The 16,914-nt window shown below is 47.9% G+C and carries 14 protein-coding genes and 1 pseudogene; 2 read left to right on the top strand and 13 right to left on the bottom strand.

What is annotated here, in order from left to right:
- Together ACTHRY_RS04155 and ACTHRY_RS04150 are read left to right on the top strand one after the other, a co-directional pair.
- Positions 1 to 743: hypothetical protein (locus tag ACTHRY_RS04155; RefSeq protein WP_440374065.1), on the top strand; the 743-nt coding region annotated here is incomplete at its 5' end.
- Between the two features lie 218 nt (positions 744 to 961).
- On the top strand, positions 962 to 1,303 hold the full coding sequence (locus tag ACTHRY_RS04150) for a hypothetical protein (protein WP_049322137.1): 342 nt from the start codon (positions 962 to 964) through the stop codon (positions 1,301 to 1,303).
- A 90-nt stretch (positions 1,304 to 1,393) separates the two neighbouring features.
- Here ACTHRY_RS04150 and ACTHRY_RS04145 read toward each other — a convergent pair whose 3' ends face one another.
- The 13 genes and pseudogenes from ACTHRY_RS04145 to thrC form a co-directional block, all read right to left on the bottom strand.
- Positions 1,394 to 1,696 (bottom strand): ArsR/SmtB family transcription factor, encoded by a 303-nt coding sequence (locus ACTHRY_RS04145; protein WP_049322138.1) that lies wholly within the window; start codon positions 1,694 to 1,696, stop codon positions 1,394 to 1,396.
- A 79-nt stretch (positions 1,697 to 1,775) separates the two neighbouring features.
- Positions 1,776 to 2,297 (bottom strand): rhodanese family protein, encoded by a 522-nt coding sequence (locus tag ACTHRY_RS04140; RefSeq protein ID WP_049322141.1) that lies wholly within the window; start codon positions 2,295 to 2,297, stop codon positions 1,776 to 1,778.
- A gap of 12 nt (positions 2,298 to 2,309) precedes the next feature.
- Positions 2,310 to 2,504, bottom strand: coding sequence for a YgaP family membrane protein (locus ACTHRY_RS04135; protein ID WP_049322142.1), 195 nt, complete (start codon positions 2,502 to 2,504; stop codon positions 2,310 to 2,312).
- A 452-nt stretch (positions 2,505 to 2,956) separates the two neighbouring features.
- On the bottom strand, positions 2,957 to 5,053 hold the full coding sequence (locus ACTHRY_RS04130) for a TonB-dependent receptor domain-containing protein (protein WP_049322144.1): 2,097 nt from the start codon (positions 5,051 to 5,053) through the stop codon (positions 2,957 to 2,959).
- A 341-nt stretch (positions 5,054 to 5,394) separates the two neighbouring features.
- Complete coding sequence (locus ACTHRY_RS04125; protein WP_049322145.1) at positions 5,395 to 6,138, bottom strand: hypothetical protein; 744 nt, start codon at positions 6,136 to 6,138, stop codon at positions 5,395 to 5,397.
- 253 nt (positions 6,139 to 6,391) lie between these two features.
- A complete protein-coding gene (gene cls, locus ACTHRY_RS04120) occupies positions 6,392 to 7,885 on the bottom strand; it encodes a cardiolipin synthase (RefSeq protein WP_049322147.1) in 1,494 nt (497 codons plus the stop codon).
- A 143-nt stretch (positions 7,886 to 8,028) separates the two neighbouring features.
- Positions 8,029 to 9,090: a uroporphyrinogen decarboxylase gene (gene hemE / locus ACTHRY_RS04115; RefSeq protein ID WP_049322148.1), complete on the bottom strand. Its 1,062-nt coding sequence runs from the start codon at positions 9,088 to 9,090 to the stop codon at positions 8,029 to 8,031.
- Between the two features lie 136 nt (positions 9,091 to 9,226).
- The gene (locus ACTHRY_RS04110) at positions 9,227 to 10,450 is read right to left on the bottom strand and encodes a heme biosynthesis protein HemY (protein ID WP_049322149.1); all 1,224 of its coding nucleotides are present in this window, start codon (positions 10,448 to 10,450) and stop codon (positions 9,227 to 9,229) included.
- A complete protein-coding gene (locus ACTHRY_RS04105) occupies positions 10,447 to 11,718 on the bottom strand; it encodes a uroporphyrinogen-III C-methyltransferase (protein ID WP_234398635.1) in 1,272 nt (423 codons plus the stop codon). The genes ACTHRY_RS04110 and ACTHRY_RS04105 overlap by 4 nt, the downstream gene beginning before the upstream one ends.
- A gap of 216 nt (positions 11,719 to 11,934) precedes the next feature.
- Positions 11,935 to 12,570: pseudogene (locus ACTHRY_RS04100) on the bottom strand (uroporphyrinogen-III synthase); the annotation flags it as partial.
- A gap of 73 nt (positions 12,571 to 12,643) precedes the next feature.
- Positions 12,644 to 13,420: a ferredoxin--NADP reductase gene (locus ACTHRY_RS04095; protein WP_036491181.1), complete on the bottom strand. Its 777-nt coding sequence runs from the start codon at positions 13,418 to 13,420 to the stop codon at positions 12,644 to 12,646.
- 84 nt (positions 13,421 to 13,504) lie between these two features.
- Positions 13,505 to 15,271, bottom strand: coding sequence for a lipid A export permease/ATP-binding protein MsbA (msbA, locus tag ACTHRY_RS04090; protein WP_049322151.1), 1,767 nt, complete (start codon positions 15,269 to 15,271; stop codon positions 13,505 to 13,507).
- Positions 15,272 to 15,499: 228 nt separating this feature from the next.
- Complete coding sequence (thrC, locus tag ACTHRY_RS04085; RefSeq protein ID WP_049322152.1) at positions 15,500 to 16,909, bottom strand: threonine synthase; 1,410 nt, start codon at positions 16,907 to 16,909, stop codon at positions 15,500 to 15,502.
- Between the last annotated feature and the right edge of the window lie 5 nt (positions 16,910 to 16,914).

Genomic DNA, 16,914 nt, shown 5'->3' with positions numbered 1-16,914 from the left:
CAATATTTTATTTCTTAATCAGATTTATTTTTATCTTAATCATAGGCAGATTAAAAATTACAAACTGGGTAAAATATATTCTAACAGCTTTTATTTCTATATTTATCTCATACATTGTTTATAAAAATTTTATTGAAAAAAGATACTTCCCTTTGCCAACGGAACAAGAAATTACAACAGCATTGTGGTTTGCGATTATTGGTTATATATATAAAGTTATTAAAGATATTTCAATATCATCTTTAGATAATAATAGGAAATTAAATTATGTAAAGCATAAGCACGATCGTTTTTCTCATAAATATGGTTCTATTATTGAAGAAGCAATTGGGACTGATATAGATAATAGCATTATTGAAAAACAAAAAGCATTAATATATTCGATTTTAATTTATGAAGACTTTAATAGACATATATTATGTAGGTTTATGGAAAGATTACTTTTTGGGACTGGTAGAATTAAAACATCTGGCATTATGCAGGTAACTTCAGACGTATATTTATCTAATCAAGACAGCGTAAAAAAAGGGGCATGTATCTTAATTGAAAAATATAACGAAGTGTACAAAGATAAATATAATGATACTCAAGATAAAAATCACAGCCTATATGCAGCCAGAAGAGAGAGTATTAAACATTATAATTCTGATATATCATATATTAATGAGGTTGAGTCGATTTATAATTTATTAGAAGTTATATATCCGAAATCTTCAGATATATATGAATGTGATGGTGAGTAATTAGTAAGTCATATAATGTAAATTAATTACTTCAGTAGCGTCAAACAAAGAATGCGGTAGCATGCATAAAACCTTTCGGTAGCGTGTGTACGGTACGCACGCATGTGGATTTTAAGTGAAAATACAGAAACAGTATGAAATAAAGGCCGTCTGAAAATACTGAAACTGTCAGTTTTGAAAATCAAACCTAAGGTTACTAAATCGATCAGGGAATTATTATGAAAATGAGGGCAATGATACTGGGTATTGCAGGCTTGATATTATCCGGCTGCTTTTTCTCTAATGAAGAAATTAAGTTGGAAGATATTTGGAATTTCAAAGTTGCTGTCAATGAAGCTAAGGGGAATAGGCAGGTGCATTTGACAGGCTTATTAGGCAATAGTGCAATGGGTATTTCAGATATCAAAACAACTAGCCGCAACGATGAGCTGAATGTTACTTTATTTCAAAAATTAGCAGGTTCGGAATACTCAGGAACATTAGATAAAGAAATTGCTCTTGAAAACAATATCAAGAAGATTACTTATGGTTCTAAACACGAGATTATATGGCAAGACTAAAAATACAATAAAGGTCGTCTGAAAAAGGTTCAGACGACCTTTAAAATTATAAATGGATAGATTTTTTGGCTATCCTATTTCGATAACATTTCAAGATTTTTCTGCACAGAAAAAGGAATACAGCAACTGTATCATCTCGGTTACCCTCGGATCCGCAATGTAATATTGCCGTTCCCGATGGTTCACTTCAAACGATACCAAACCGGCTTCACGTAGTAGGGCTAATTGGCTGGACATTGCCGCTTGCGGCAGTCCGGATGATTCAGCCAACTCAGTTACATTGTGCGGCCTTTCATGTAGTTTGCACAATACGGCGAGGCGATTGGGATTGGCCAGAAGTTTGAGAAAAGCGGTAGCTTCTTCGTAGGGTGGTTGATTGTCGGCAATGGTCATTTTTCACGCTTTTCGGCAAATGAGGAGGTCGAATTATCAGTCATAATGGCCTCAGCAGCAACTTTCAGACGGCCTTTACTTAATGGTTCCATGGCATTTTGGCTAGTAGGCGTGCCATGCCGCAGAACCTGGTTAGTCCGGCCGTTAATAGGCCTGCGCCGACCATCACGTCTATCAGATAAAACCAAGGCGATACCAGCCAACCTGCCAGCACGCCCAACAGAATCAAACTGCCCGCTATGGTTTGCACCTGCCGCATGATATCCGGTGTGGCACGGTCGGCAACAATTGAAAGCCCTGCAGCTTTCCATGCCTGTAAGCCGCCTTCTAGAATATAGCATTCTCGACCTTGGCCAAGCACTGACAATATTGTTTCTGCCCCTGCTGTACGTTTACCGCTCAGACAATAAAAAATCAGGCATGGGGCTGAATTATCGGGCAGTCTGTTTCGCTGCTGTTCAGGCGGAAGGGATAATGCGACGCCAATATGCCCGCCCCGATATTCGGCTTGGCTTCTGATATCGACTACCAACGCGCCCTCACGGATTTTTGCCATTGCTTCGGAAGGCGTAATTCGCGGGAGTTGTCCGACCGTACTCATGTTTTGCCTTCGTTATTTTTTGTTGATGCGGCAGGTGTTGATGCCAAATAAGCTGTACAGTGCGCAGTTGCCAATCAGTGCTGTACCCAGGGGGATGATGCCCAGCCAACCCCACCAGCCAATTTGTCCGGTAGCGGCTGCAGCAATCAGCGCTACACCGATAACAATACGGATTACGCGATCCAAAGTACCCAAGTTTCGTTTCATTTTATTGCTCCTTGTTTCAGAATGAATTGTCTATAAATAAATATATATAACAAAAATCATATATGAAAAATATTATAGCTTTAAAGATGACTTTGTCAAATGGTTTACAGCAAAAGTCTAATTAATATTTGCATTGTATTTTTTAAACGCACAAATAGAATCAATCTCCAACGGCATAAATACAGCCTGATATTTTCAGACGGCACTGGAGATGATCTATATAATATTTTATTTATATTGGAAGAATTGGTAGTCAGTTTTCAGAAGGAATCAAATCATGACCGATTCGGAAAAGAAGTCCAATGGAGACGATTTGAAAACTGGATAATCCGTTGTGTAACTAGCAAGAGAGAGGAAATACTTTAAAATCAAATTGTCTACAAATTATAAAAGGCCGTCTGAAAATTGAATTTCAGACGGCCTTTAATTTCTTTATAAGGTCGTTCGTATCATTAGAAACGATAGTTCACGCCCAAGGCAAACTCGCGACCGCGTTCGTAGAAGGGCATGCGTCCGTTGCCGTCAGGGAAGCGTTGGCTGTGCGAACGGTATTGCTTGTTGCCGATGTTGTTGACGGCGAAGTTGACGTTCAGGTTGTCTTTTTTCAGCGGCTGCCAGTTGGCGTATATGTCGTGTACGCCGTAGCCTGATTTCTTGCCGTGTATCGTGCCTTGTCCGCGGGCGACGTCGGTGTATTTCACGCTTTGGGCGTAGCGGCCGCGCCAGCCGATTTCGAGTTTGGGGTTTTCAAACTGATAAGACAAGCCTGTCAGCCATTGGCGGCCGGTGTTCCAGAAGGTGAACGAGCTTTCGTGGTCTTCCGCTTGAATCGGGCTTTCGCCGTAGTACATTTCGCCGTTCAGACGGGGTTTGACGTAGGACACGCCGGCGCGCGCGGTCAGGCCGCCCCAGCGGTAGGATGCGTCAAGTTCGTAGCCGTAGGTTTTGAGCGTGCCGCCGTTGTAAATCTTACCGCGTTCGGTGATGGAGGCGGTATTGTTGTTGATTTTTGCCCAACGATAGACGATGAGGTCTTTAATGCGTTGGTGGAACACGCTGCCGCTGACGTTGAAGTTGTCGTTGCGCCATTTGAAGCCGAGTTCGGCGCGGCGGGCGGTTTCAGCTTTGAGGTTGCCGTCCAAATCGGCGGCGGCACCTGCGCGTTCGTTAGCCAACAGGGCTTCGTTCAGGCGGGGTGCTCGGCTTGCCTGATTGAGGTTTGCCAAGAGGGAGAAGTTGTCGTTGATGTCCCAAATCGCGCTGATGCTGGGGTTCAGCTGTCCGTGCGACGCGCTTTGTTTGCTGGCGGCGTTGTATTTGAAATGGTCGTAACGCAGGCCGGTGGTCAGGGTAACGGGGTTCAGGTTCCAGATGCCTTCCGCGTACACTCCGTATTCGGCTTTTTTCTCTTTGTCGCGGTCATACAGACCGAGAATCTTCAGCCACGCGCCTTTGTCGGACGGCTCGGAGGTTTCGTGGCGGTAGTTGACACCGTATTTCACCATGTGTCCGTCGCCGAAGGAGCTGGCGAGGTTCAGATTCGCGCCGGTCGCTTTGATTTTGCTTAGCTCAAGCTGACCGATGGGAACGCCGCCTTGCGCCGTGCCGGAAGCTTGGGCTTTTGGAGAAGGAGCGCCTTTAGGCGGTTTGGTGTCATCAGTATTGATTTGGAAGACGTTGGCGTCGATTTTGTCGATAAAGCCGACGTTACGGCCACGGTATTCCAGATTGTAGGTCTGCTCTTTTTGATAAGTGCCGTCCACGCCGATGTAGCTGTCAACGTTTTGGAACTCGGCTTTGTCGGTGCGGTTGCCTTTTTGGTATTCCTGACGGTAGGTCAGGCGGATGCCGTGGTCGTCGTTGAAATCGTAGCCGAGTTTGGCGAGGTAGCTGTGCTGTTTCAGACGACTGCCGAGGTTGACATTGCCGTTGCCGTCTTTGTAGTCACGGTTGTTGAGGAAGTTGCCTGCAAACAGGGCATCGAAGCCGTTTTGATAGCCGTAAACTGCTGCGCTGCCGGTTGAGCCTTTATTGCTGCTCAAGCCTGCGCCCAGTTTGAAACCGAAAGGTTTGCCTTCGGTCAGCAGGTCTTTTGCGTCAACCGTTGTTACACGGATGGTACCGCCGACCGCACCCAAACCCGCGCTCGCCGCGCCCGTACCTTTTTCGACGTTGATGCTTTTCACCAAAGCAGGATCAAGCTGGAAGCGGCTTTGGTGGTGGAAGATTTTTGTGGATTGGCTGGTGTTGTCGACTTCTAGGTTAATTTTGTCTTCACCAACGCCGCGGATGCTGTAAAACTGCGCCACGCCGTTGCCGCCACCGACATCCATACCGATTTGGTCTTTCATGACTTGTTTTAAATCGGTCGAAATTTCGCGGTCGAGCTGGTTGCGGGTTACACGAGTCGGTACGGCAGTACCGGTGACCTTAATTTCATTCAGCTCGGCAGTTTCTGCGGGTTGCAAATTTTCGGCATGAGCGAAGCCTGTTGATAGTGCGAGTGTAATGAGACTAAGGTGGAATACAGGAAAAGAGGTTTTATTCATGATTTTTCCCAAGGAATAAAAAAATTGACCGTTTATTCTAATTATTTTAATAATGATTATCAAACTACAAATAAATGTAAAAGAACATATTGGTCTCATTTTGATTTGTAGTTTGGATATTTTTATAAATATCAATTGGTTTATTTATGGTTAAATTTTGTAAAACTATTTTGAGAGAAAATATGTTGGGGCTTACTTTTTTGAAACTGAAGAAAAGGGATGAGTTGAATATTTATCGATGATAAATATTGTGCATAAGTGTTTTAAAAGGCCGTCTGAAAAGTGTTTTTCAGACGGCCTTTAAGTTTAACAAGCTTAACTATGCAGTTTGTGAGGCTTGTTTATTTGGAAGGTGGTTGGGCATATCCATTATCGGCTGGGAATGCGTCAGGTTCGCTATTTTTTTGCGTCGGATCGTATAGTTCAAAAATCGCTGTACCAATTACACCTGTATTTTTGATGGAGCCTTTATCCGAGTTTGCAGCGTAAGAGTCTTCTGGGTTGCTGAATACAAAAGATGCTACAGCATCATCACTTTTACGGAAACCTTCGATTACCAGTGAATCATGTGGGTACAGAACATAGCCATCTGAGTATCTGCTGGCAGCCTGGCCTGAGATGACATCCAAACCATCTACGCTGGCTATAATTTCCAAAGTTTTATTGCTATTGTTCTTATAAACCAAACGGTATGACTGACCGTCTTTACCTTGCAAAAAGTAGTTGCTACCGTCGCGGAAGATTGGAAACAGGTCGCCATTGTCAGATTGCACGGATAATTCCACTTTGCCTGCTGCTAAAGAAATCGAGTTGATTTTTTTACCCCGATAATCTTTAGCTGAGTAGTTCAATACGCCTTCTGCCAAAGGGTTTTTCGTGACACGGCGCAAATCTACGGAATGAACGGAAGACTGTAATTCATCTCCCCAGCTGGTTCCTAGTTTTTCTGCTGTTTCTACGCTTTGATTGGCTATTTCTGAATCTGCTGGTGCAGGAGCTTCAGATGAAGGAGATTGCTGGGAACAAGCAGCTAAAATTGCAGCCAACAGCATTGGCAGCCACAATTTGAATTTTATTTTAAACATAATTGCTCCTGAGATAATTTAATAGGTTAACAATCTGAATATATTAAATATTATGAAAAATTATCCGTATTCTATACTATTAATCTAATTGGGTAGAAAGCAGAGCTGTAAAAACAAGATAAATTATTTATAGTAATTAAAATAGATTTGAAAACAAACCGGACTTTGATTTTGTGAGTTGGTATCGCTGGTTAATCTGTTTCTGTATAAAAAGGCCGTCTGAACAGTGTTTTCAGACGGCCTTACTACTTTTTTACAGCAAAGGACTCATCAGGCGGACGGCATTTTCTACGAGGCCGCGGAGTTTGGAGCGTTGTTGCCATGATTTGATGGCAATGTAGCTGCTGTTTTTAAGGTAGTCACGTTGGAGGTTGCAGATTTGTTTGGTGGTGTCGCGATCGTAGATGGCGAGGCTGATTTCGAGGTTGAGGAAGAAGCTGCGCATGTCCATATTGACCGTACCGAAGAGGGAGTAGTCTTCGTCTATGGTCAAGGTTTTGGCATGTAAAAGCCCACCTTCAAACATAGCGATTTTGACGCCGGCCTCCAGCAGCATAGGGTAGTAGGCGCGTGAGGCGTAACGTACCATCAGTGAGTCGACTTTGGCAGGCAGTATCAGGGTTACTTTGACGCCGCGCTTGGCGGCGACGGTTAATGCCATCAGAAGCGGCTCGTCAGGGACGAAGTAGGGGGTGGTAATTGTGATTTGTTTGGTAGCGGCATAGATGGCGCTGATGATGGTTTCGTAGATGACGAAGCTGCTTTGCTCGGGGGCGGAGGGAATGATTTGGGCAACAATATTGCCTTGCTGCATTTTTTCGGGAAGGATTTGGGGTAGCAGGTTTTTTGCTTGGTTGAGGTATGTTTGTACGTTTTGGAGGTTTTTATCGGTTTCGACGGCAAGGTCGGCGAAGAAGACGGCTGACAGCTCCAGTACCATAGGCCCTGTGCAACGCATCATGGCATCTATCCATTCGCCGACGCCTGAGTTTTGTTTGAAGTAGCGCGGATCGACGAGGTTGAAGCTGCCGGTGTAACCGATTTTGCTGTCGATGACGAGGAGTTTACGGTGGTTGCGCAGATCGGTGCGTGTGAATAATGTACGCCAGATGCCGACAGGCAAGGAGGTATGTACTTCTACGCCTGCTTGGCGCAGTTTCTCTACCCAATCGCTTTCAAGAAAGCTCCTGCTGCCGACGGCATCGGCCAGTATGGCGCAGTCTACGCCTCTGGCTTTGGCGGCAAGGATTTCATTTAGAATTTCTTCGATGCGGCCTTTGGGTTCGATAATGTAAAAGGCCAACAGGCAGGAATGGGCTGCGGCGCGTATGTCGGCAAGCATACTGTCGATGATGGTGTCGGTGGTTGAGAGCAGGCTCATGGCGTTGCCTTGGGTTGCACCCAGCCCCGTTCCTTTTTCGGCAACTTTACTGATGCCGTGGTAACGCGATTTCACTTGGTCGGCAATATCGAGATACATATCGGTAAGGTGGGTGGCGGCAAAGTTGCGGTAGAAACGGTTCATTTCACCGGTACGTTTGGCGCGGGCCGTACCGAGACGCGGCTCGCCGATGAGGATGTAGGCGATGGTTCCGAATACGGGGAAAAGGAAAAGGATAATCAGCCAAGCAAAGGTTGAACCGATGTTTTTTTGTTTGTACAACACGCGCAGCATGCAGGCGAGTGCGGCGCAGGTGTGAGCGAAGATAAAAATCTCGGTCCAGGTAATGTCTTTTAAGAAATTCATATTCGGTGGGGAGTGGTTGAGTTTTTAAATTTGAAGGTTGGGGCCGACAAGCTTCAAATATTAAGTATATAGAAAAACCGTCTGAAAACAAATTTACACGATAATTGTGTTTTTGTTTTCAGACGGCCTTTGCGTTGCTTTCATTAACGGTGATACTGACGGGACAATTCGTGTACGGTATCGACCAGAATTTTGGCGTGTTCGGGGTCGGCGTGTTGGTTGATGCCGTGGCCGAGATTGAATACATGGCCGCTGCCGTTGCCGTAGTCGGCAAGGATGCGTGCGACTTCGGTGCGGATAGATTCCGGTGTGCCGAAGAGGGCAAACGGGTCGAAGTTGCCTTGCAGGGCAACTTGTTTGCCGACGCGGCGGCGGGCTTCGCCGATGTTGCAGGTCCAGTCCAAGCCTAATGCGTCTGCACCGATTTCTGCCATGCTTTCCAGCCATAAGCCGCCGCCTTTGGCAAATACGATAACAGGCACGCGGCGGCCTTCGCTTTCACGTTTGAGTCCGGCAACAATTTGTCGGATGTATTTGAGGCTGAATTCTTTAAACGCTGCATCGCTCAACACGCCGCCCCAAGTGTCGAAAATTTGTACGGCTTGTGCGCCGGCATCGATTTGGGCGTTGAGATAAGCGGTGACGGCTTGGGCATTGGTGTCGAGGATTTTATGCAGCAAATCAGGACGCGAATACATCATGGTTTTGATGGTGCGGAATTCTTTGCTGCTGCCGCCTTCAACCATGTAGCAGGCGAGTGTGAACGGGCTGCCGGAGAAGCCGATGAGTGGCACGCGGCCGTCCAGTGCTTTACGGATGGAAGTTACGGCATCAAAGACGTATTGCAGTTTTTCCATGTCGGGAACTTGCAGTTTGGCGATGTCGGCTTCGTGTTGCAAGGCACGTTCAAATTTCGGGCCTTCCCCTTCGGCAAAATACAGACCCAAACCCATGGCGTCGGGAACGGTCAGAATATCGGAAAACAGGATTGCTGCGTCCAGATCAAAACGTTCTAAAGGCTGGATGGTAACTTCGGTTGCCAGCTCGGTGTTTTTGCACAAATCGAGAAAGCTGCCTGCGCGCGCGCGCGTGGCTTTGTATTCAGGCAGATAGCGTCCGGCTTGGCGCATCATCCAAATGGGCGTGTATTCGACAGGCTGTTTGAGCAGGGCGCGGAGGAAAGTATCGTTTTTCAGAGCAGTCATGATAAATAGGCTTTCTGATTTGGTGTGTTGGAACAAAGTTCAGACGGCCTTAGTTGTTTATTCAGGCCGTCTGAAATGATTAAATGGTTGGTTTAGTTGTAGATTTCATGTTGTCGCTTAATGCGAAATCAGCACATCAATTGGGTTGAGGAAGGGCTGACGGATGTTCTTCTTCAGCCACGCTTTCCAAAACCAGATTGCGTTGTTCTTGCGCTTTTTGAGGCTGATCGGTTTCATCAAATACACGAGCCAAAACCAAATGCGCAGATACGCTGGGTTGCAGGGCGATGCTGGCTTCGAGGTAGCCTTGGGCTTTGCCCCAAAGTTTGCGGCCGTAAGCCAGTTGGCCAAGATACATCAACAGTAGCGCATTGTTCGGTTGTTCCTGCAGCCAAGAATCTGCCAAATCGATGGCTTTTTGCTGGTCGCGCTCGCTTAGGAAACGAACGGATTCGACAAATGCTTCCAAAAGCTCGGGCTGGCGGTTTTGCGGATAATGGGTTTTTACCCATTTGACCGCTTCGGCATACAAGCCCAAACGCTCGTATTTTTCGGCAATCGCGACGCACAATTCGCCAGATTTCACACTTTCGGGAATCTGTTTCAAACAGGCTTTCAGACGGCCTGCATCGGTTACTTCGCTCAAGAGGCGGCGATATGCCCAGTTTTGATACTGTTCTGCTTCGTAATCGTTGATGGCGCCGGCTTTGACCAGTTTTTCCGCTTTTGCCAAGACATCTGAAGCATCGCCGTGATCAAAGGCATAACGCAATTGCAGGCGCACCAAGCGGCTCAAGTTGCCGTTGATTTTTGCTGCGGCTTCAAGGTTTTGTGCGGCAGTCGGATAATCGCGGCGGCCCAGTGCGGATTCTGCCAGCAAAAGATGACGGGAAAGCTGTTGTTTTTGCGGAAGGTGTTCGATTTCGTGCAGGTAGCGGTCGCGCAGTTCAAAGTTTTCCATTTGGTCGGCCGCGTGCGCGCCCAACATCAAAGCCAGGGTGCGGTTGTCGCCGGCTTCTTTGTTTTGCAAGACTTTGGCGGCTTCTTGTTCGGCTTTTTCAAAACGGCCTTCAAAATATGCCAAACCTGCACTGTTCAAAGAGGCAGAAGCCTGACGGCCTTTGCGGGCAATGCCGAATCGTTGCATACGTGCCGGAAGGTTCAAGAGGCCGAACACGAATTTAATCAGGAAATACAAGACGAATACGCTCAACAGCAGGCCTAAAACAAAGGCATGCAGATTGATGCGCAGCATGGTTTGCTCAACTACGACGTACACGTTGCCTGTATAAATGCCGGAAGCCAACGCTAAACCGACGGCGGCGGCAAACAGAATGACAATCCAAACGACGGTTTTCATGCTTGCTCTCCTTTAATTTTGGCAGCAGGCTTGGTTTGGTTTTGTGGTTTGGCAGCTTCGGCAGCCGGTTCTTTTTTGTTTTCAGACGGCAAGGCAGGTGCTTCCAGAGATTGAGGGGCAGAAGCGGCAGCCGGTGCGGCAGTTGTGGCTTGCTCGGTAGCTGCCGCCGGAGCGGAAGCGGTTTTCTCGGCAGCTTGGGTTGGTGCGGCCTCTTCGGCTGTCATTTGTGTACGCGAACCTTCTTGATAAGCGCGAACGGCGCTCAAGCTGGCTTTCAGGCTGTCGTCTGAAATCATGCGGACATCAAGGGCTTTGAGTTCGGCCAACTCTTTCAGCCATGACTGGGTAGCAGGGGATTTGCTGTCGAAGTATTGTTTTACGGTCGCTTCAACATTGTTCAAATCGCTTTGATACACTTCGCCGTTGTGTTGCAACAGGGCAATGCGCGCATCCAAAAGGCGAAGGCGCAGGTTTTCGCGGATGAAGTAGGTTTGTTCGGGCGAAATCAACATGGCGTCGTTGCTGTCCAGATGACGGACTTCAACCAAACCTTTGAGGGCATTGAGGGATTTTTCCCATGTGTTTTCCCACCAAGTTCCTGAATGGGCGGTTTCGACAGGTGCGGCACCCGGTTTCAATACGCCGTCCAAGACCAAAGGCAGGCCGGAAATGGCGGTTTCCAAACGGTCGATACGCAAGGCGGTAGCGGAAATATCGACATAAGGACGGTTTTTCAGCGCGGCCAAATCATTGCTGATGGCTTGTTTGACGGGGATAAGCTCGGGCTGGTCAAAACGGCTCAGGCGGCTGTCGATGTGTTCCAATACGCTGACCGCGCCTTGGAGGTTGCCTGACAGCATCAATTGTTGCGAAGCCGTGTTCAACATGGATTCGGCTTCATCAACCAGCCAGTTGACACGGCCTTTGAGCAGCTCTTGATAAGCTTTTTGCGTTTGCAGAATTTGATCGCTATTGCTTTTTTGACCGTTGTTCAAGCGGTCTAACTCGGCCTGAATAGCGGTTTGGCGGTTGAGGTTGTCTTTTAAAAGGCTGGCGTTTTCAGACTCGTCCAACGCAGCTTTGTCGATTTTTTGATTGAATTCGAGCTCTTGGTTTTTTAAAACATTTTGACCCTGTACAAACAGGAATCCGCTCGCGCCCAAGCCAAGCAGTGCCAAGACGGTTGCACCTGCGGCCAAGGCTTTGCCGCCGGATTGTTTGATGATGACAGGGGCGTTGTTTTGTGGGAGATTGTTGGACTCGGGCATGCTCGCCTCCACTTGCTGAGGTTGGGTAGGTTTGATTGGTTCAGATGGCCTGGTGTTTTCAGAACGTTCAGGCGCCGGTGCTGCCGTATTGGCAACTTGTCGGGTATCTTTATTGTCTTCGACTTGGTTCACTGCTTGGCTCCTTTGTGGCATGGATGAAAGTGCAGCGGATAGAGAAGTGACGGTTTCTACATGTTTGGCACCGACGATGCGAAGCGCATCGGCAATACGTGGATGGTGGGTAAAGTATAGCAAGGATTCGAAGAATCGGGAAAATTGCGGCGGAATCTGATGGAAAAATTCGCGCGCGAGTTCGCCGGATGTGACGTAGGCGGCGGCGATGTCTTCGGTTTTAAAGTTTTGCCAATCGATGGCGTGTGGCCGTCTGAAATAGATTTCGGCGATGTCGATTTGGAAACCCAATTCGGTCAGTTTGTCTGCTAGAAAATCACGGCCGCCATGACCTCGAATGATTAAAACTCGGGCATTGGGTGGCAGGTTTTTCCAAATAGGCATTCTCAAGACGGCTTCGCTGTCGTTGCCGTCTTCGGGAGAGAATACGGGATAGGGGGAGAATTGTGCCAAAGTATGTTGGCTGGTTTGGCCGACAGTAATGTGTGCTCTGGGGCCGTCTGAAAAGTTCAAGTGCGGCGCTGCGGTTTCAATAGCGGTGGGGCTGACCCAAAACACGACATCGGCTTGCTTAAATTGTTCGGGAAGTTTGTTTAGTGCCGAACGGTCTGCCTCTATTTCGATCGGACTCAATACTTGAGCCTGCCAACCGGCTGCATGGCAGGTTTGGATATCTTGTTGCGGACGGTTGGACGGACGGATAATGAGTAGAGTAGGCATAATGTGGGATAAATTATTAAGGTTTTAGGCCGTCTGAAAGAAGGGTTTCAGACGGCCTGTTGCCGGGGATACGTTATTGATCGACGAATGCGCGCTCAATCAGGTAGTCACCGCGGACACCGGTTTTCGGAGAAACGGTCAGGCCGAATCCGTCCAAGACGTTGCAGGTGTCTTTCAACATGGCAGGGCTGCCGCACAACATGGCGCGGTCGTCTTGCGGATTGATTTTAGGCAGGCCGATGTCTTCAAAGAGTTTGCCGCTGCGCATCAAATCGGTCAGACGGCCGTGGTGTACATAGTCTTCGCGTGAAACAATCGGGTAGTAAATCAATTTTTCTTTAACCAAATCGCCCAAGTATTCGTGTTCGGGCAATTCTTTGGTAAAGCGGTCGTAGTATGCCAAGTCTTTTTTGTAGCGTACGCCGTGAACCAAGATGATTTTTTCGAATTGCTCGTAAATTTCAGGGTCTTTGGTAATGCTCAAGAAAGGGGCGATGCCGGTACCGGTGCTCAAGAGGTAGAGGTGTTTGCCCGGATTCAGGTCGCCGGCAACCAGTGTACCGGTCGGTTTTTTACTGATGAGGACATCATCGCCGACTTTAAGGTGTTGCAGGCGGCTGGTCAATGGGCCGTCTTGTACTTTAATGCTGAAAAATTCCAGATGCTCTTCCCAGTTGGCGGAAGCCACGCTGTATGCGCGCATCAGCGGTTTGCCGTCAACCATCAGGCCGACCATGACGAACTGGCCGTTTTCAAAGCGCAAAGATTCGTCACGGGTGCAGGTAAAAGTGAAGTAAGCGTCGGTCCAGTGGTGTACGGACAAGACTTTCTGGGTATTGAATGCTGCCATTGATATTTCCTGTCGGATAAGGCCGTCTGAATAGGATAAGTCGGGGCGGCCGAGGTTAATAAAAAGAGTGGAATACGGCTTCAGCTACTTGCTCGCCGGTACGGCTGATTTTTCGCTGAGGCTGTGCAGGTCGGCATAGCGTCCGCCTGCGCTGATTAATTCTTGGTGTGTGCCTTGTTCGACGACATTGCCTTCATGCATAACAACGATGTTGTCGGCTTTTTCGATGGTAGAAAGTCGGTGGGCAATCACCAAAGTGGTACGGTTTTGCATCAGGTTTTCCAATGCGGTTTGTACCAAACGTTCGGATTCATTATCCAATGCGCTGGTGGCTTCGTCCAAAATTAAAATCGGCGCGTTTTTCAAAAGCGCACGCGCGATGGCGAGGCGTTGACGTTGGCCGCCGGACAGTTTTAAACCGTTTTCGCCGACTTCAGTGTGCAGGCCTTGCGGCATTTTTTGGATAAATTCCCAAGCATTGGCTGCTTTTGCGGCATTGATAATTTCTTCTTCGCTAAATTTGTCAGCTTGTGCATAGGCAATGTTTTCAGCAATCGTACCATTAAACAGGACAACGTTTTGGCTGACGAATGCCATGCGGCTGCGCAAGCTTTCGAGCGTATATTCATTGATGTTGATGCCGCCGATCAAGATCTCGCCCTCATTGGGATTGAGGAAGCGCGGCAACATATTGGCCAAGGTGGTTTTGCCGCAACCCGATGCGCCGACCAATGCAGTCACTTTGCCTTGCGGCACAAGCAGGTTGATGTGGTTCAAGCTGTTGCGTTCGGCTTCGGGATAGCGGTGTACAACATCGCAAAATTCGATATCGCCAGGGTTTGGGCTGAGGATTTGTTTGCCTTCGTTGCTTTCTTCGGGTTGATCCAAAAAGGTGAAGACACTTTCAGCCGCCGCCAAACCGCGTTGCAGGGACTGCATCACGCCGGTCATGCGTTTGATGGGGTCAAACATCATGATCATGCTGGACAAAAACGACATAAAATCGCCTGCACTAAATCCTGAAAGCCCTGCTTGGCGGGCGGCTGCGTAAATAATCGCAGCCAGTGCAACCGAAGCCATCAATTGCGTAATGCCGGTACCGGCAGAGCTGGCGGAAACCTGTTTGAGCAGGTTGCGGCGAACATCATTGGCAATACGGTCGAGGCGGCGGTTTTCATAATCTTGGCCGCCGTAGATTTTTACAACGCGTTCACCATTAATGCTTTCGCCCAAGACCTGCATCAGCTGGCCAAGATAAATTTGGTTGTTGGCAGACAGTTTGCGCAGGCGTTTGCTGACTGTTTGGATACATACAGCAACAACCGGCAAGATGATAAAAGTAATCAGGGTCAAACGCCAGTTCAGATAAGTCAGCAAGCCCAACAGGCCGACTACGCTCACGCCGTCTTTGGCAATCACGGTAATGACGTTGAACCCTGCATCGGTAATTTGATTGACGTCGTTCAAGATACGAGACATCAAACGGCCACCGGTATTGCTGCTGAAATACGAAGTCGGCAGGTGCATCATTTTGTTGAACATTTCACCGCGCAAGCGCTGCACCAAGTGGCTGGACAGATACGTCGTGCAATATTCGTTGATGAAGTTAAACAGGCCGCGAACGAAAAACAGCGCCACAATTGCCAGCGGCAACCATGACATGCTTTTCATGTTTTTATCGACAAAACCTTCATTGATCAAAGGTTTGAGCAAGTAACCGAAAGCCGGCATCGTACCGGCGACAATCAGCATGGCCACTACGGAGACGATAAACATCTTCCAATAGCTTTTCAAATATCCAAGCAAGCGCTTGTATAACTCCCAGTTGGATGTGGCTTGTGTTGTCTGCATATCAATCCAAATTTAGAGCAAACATGCAATTCTAAACGAAAATATCTGTCATTACAATGTTTGCAATTGAAAGTCAAAAGGAGTCGGTATTGTTTTAACGCCTTGATTTTATATTGGGAACGACTGTGGTTTGGTGGGTTTGGCAATAATGTTGCCCACTTCTTAAATATCGGTTGCGGCCGTCTGAAAAAGTTTCAGACGGCCTCATCAGTCGTCAAGGACGGCCGGTTAAGCCAGAGCTTCCTTAATGATGTCTTTTACTGCCGTCGCATTATTAGGGACAACACGGACCCGTTGCGGCAGATTTTCCAAGCCTTCCAATGCGGCAGGGCGGGGGATGGAAACTTCGCCGACCGCTTCATGGATGGTGGCTTCAAATTTGGCGGCCAGTGCGGTTTCGAGGCAGACGATGGTTTCGCCGGCTTCGCGGACTTCACGGGCAACTTTGACGCCATCGGCTGTATGCGGATCAATCAATTCATGATCTTGCTCGTAAACCTGTTTGATGGTGGCAAGGCGGTTGGCATGGGTCGATTTACCGGAAACAAAGCCATATTGTTGATGTACTTTGTTTAAGGCAAATTCCAAATTGAAGCCTTTGCCGGAGGCTACTTCCGCCCATAAGGTTTGGATTTCGTCCGCATCGCGGTCCATCAGGTCAAACACAAAACGCTCGAAGTTGGAGGCTTTGGAAATATCCATAGACGGGCTGGAAGTGACGTGGGTGTGTTCGCTGTTGCGTGGGCGATATGCGCCGGTTTTGAAAAATTCGTCCAATACGTCGTTTTCGTTGGTGGCGACAATCAAGCGGTGGATAGGCAGACCCATTTGACGGGCGATATGGCCGGCGCAGACATTGCCGAAGTTGCCGCTTGGTACGCAGAAGCTGACTTTTTCGTCATTGCTTGATGTGGCGTTGAAATAACCGGCGAAGTAGTACACGACTTGGGCGACGATGCGGCCCCAGTTGATGGAGTTGACTGTGCCGATGTGGTATTTGGCTTTGAATTCGGCATCGTTTTGTACGGCTTTGACGATGTCTTGACAGTCGTCAAACATGCCTTCAACGGCGATATTATGAATATTGGCATCTTGTAGGCTGAACATTTGCGCGCGTTGGAATGCGCTCATTTTGCCTTCCGGAGAAAGCATGAAGACGTTGACACCTTTTTTACCGTGCAGGGCATATTCGGCGGCAGAGCCGGTATCGCCGCTGGTGGCGCCTAAGATATTGAGTTCTTTGCCTTCTTTGTTCAATACATATTCAAACGCATTGCCCAAGAATTGCATGGCCATGTCTTTGAATGCCAAAGTCGGGCCGTTGGAGAGGGCTTGGATTTTGATGCCGTCTGAAAGTGTACGCACCGGAGTAATGGCTTTGGTACCGAATACTTCTTCGGTGTAGGTGCGGTTGATGATGTCGCGTAAATCATCAGCAGGGATGTCGGTGGCAAACAGGCTCATGACTTCAAACGCCAGCTCGGGGTAGCTGAGTGTGCGCCATTGGTCTAAAGTAGCACGGTCGATTTGAGGGTATTGCTCAGGCAGCATCAAACCGCCGTCAGGAGCTAAACCCATCAATAAAACTTCGCTAAATTGCTTGCGTGCGGTCGCACCGCGGGTGCTGATGTATTTCATGGTTT

The organism is Neisseria sp. P0004.S004 (genome assembly GCF_051963335.1).
GTDB lineage: Bacteria > Pseudomonadota > Gammaproteobacteria > Burkholderiales > Neisseriaceae > Neisseria.
This window is presented reverse-complemented; position numbering and strand designations above follow the sequence as displayed.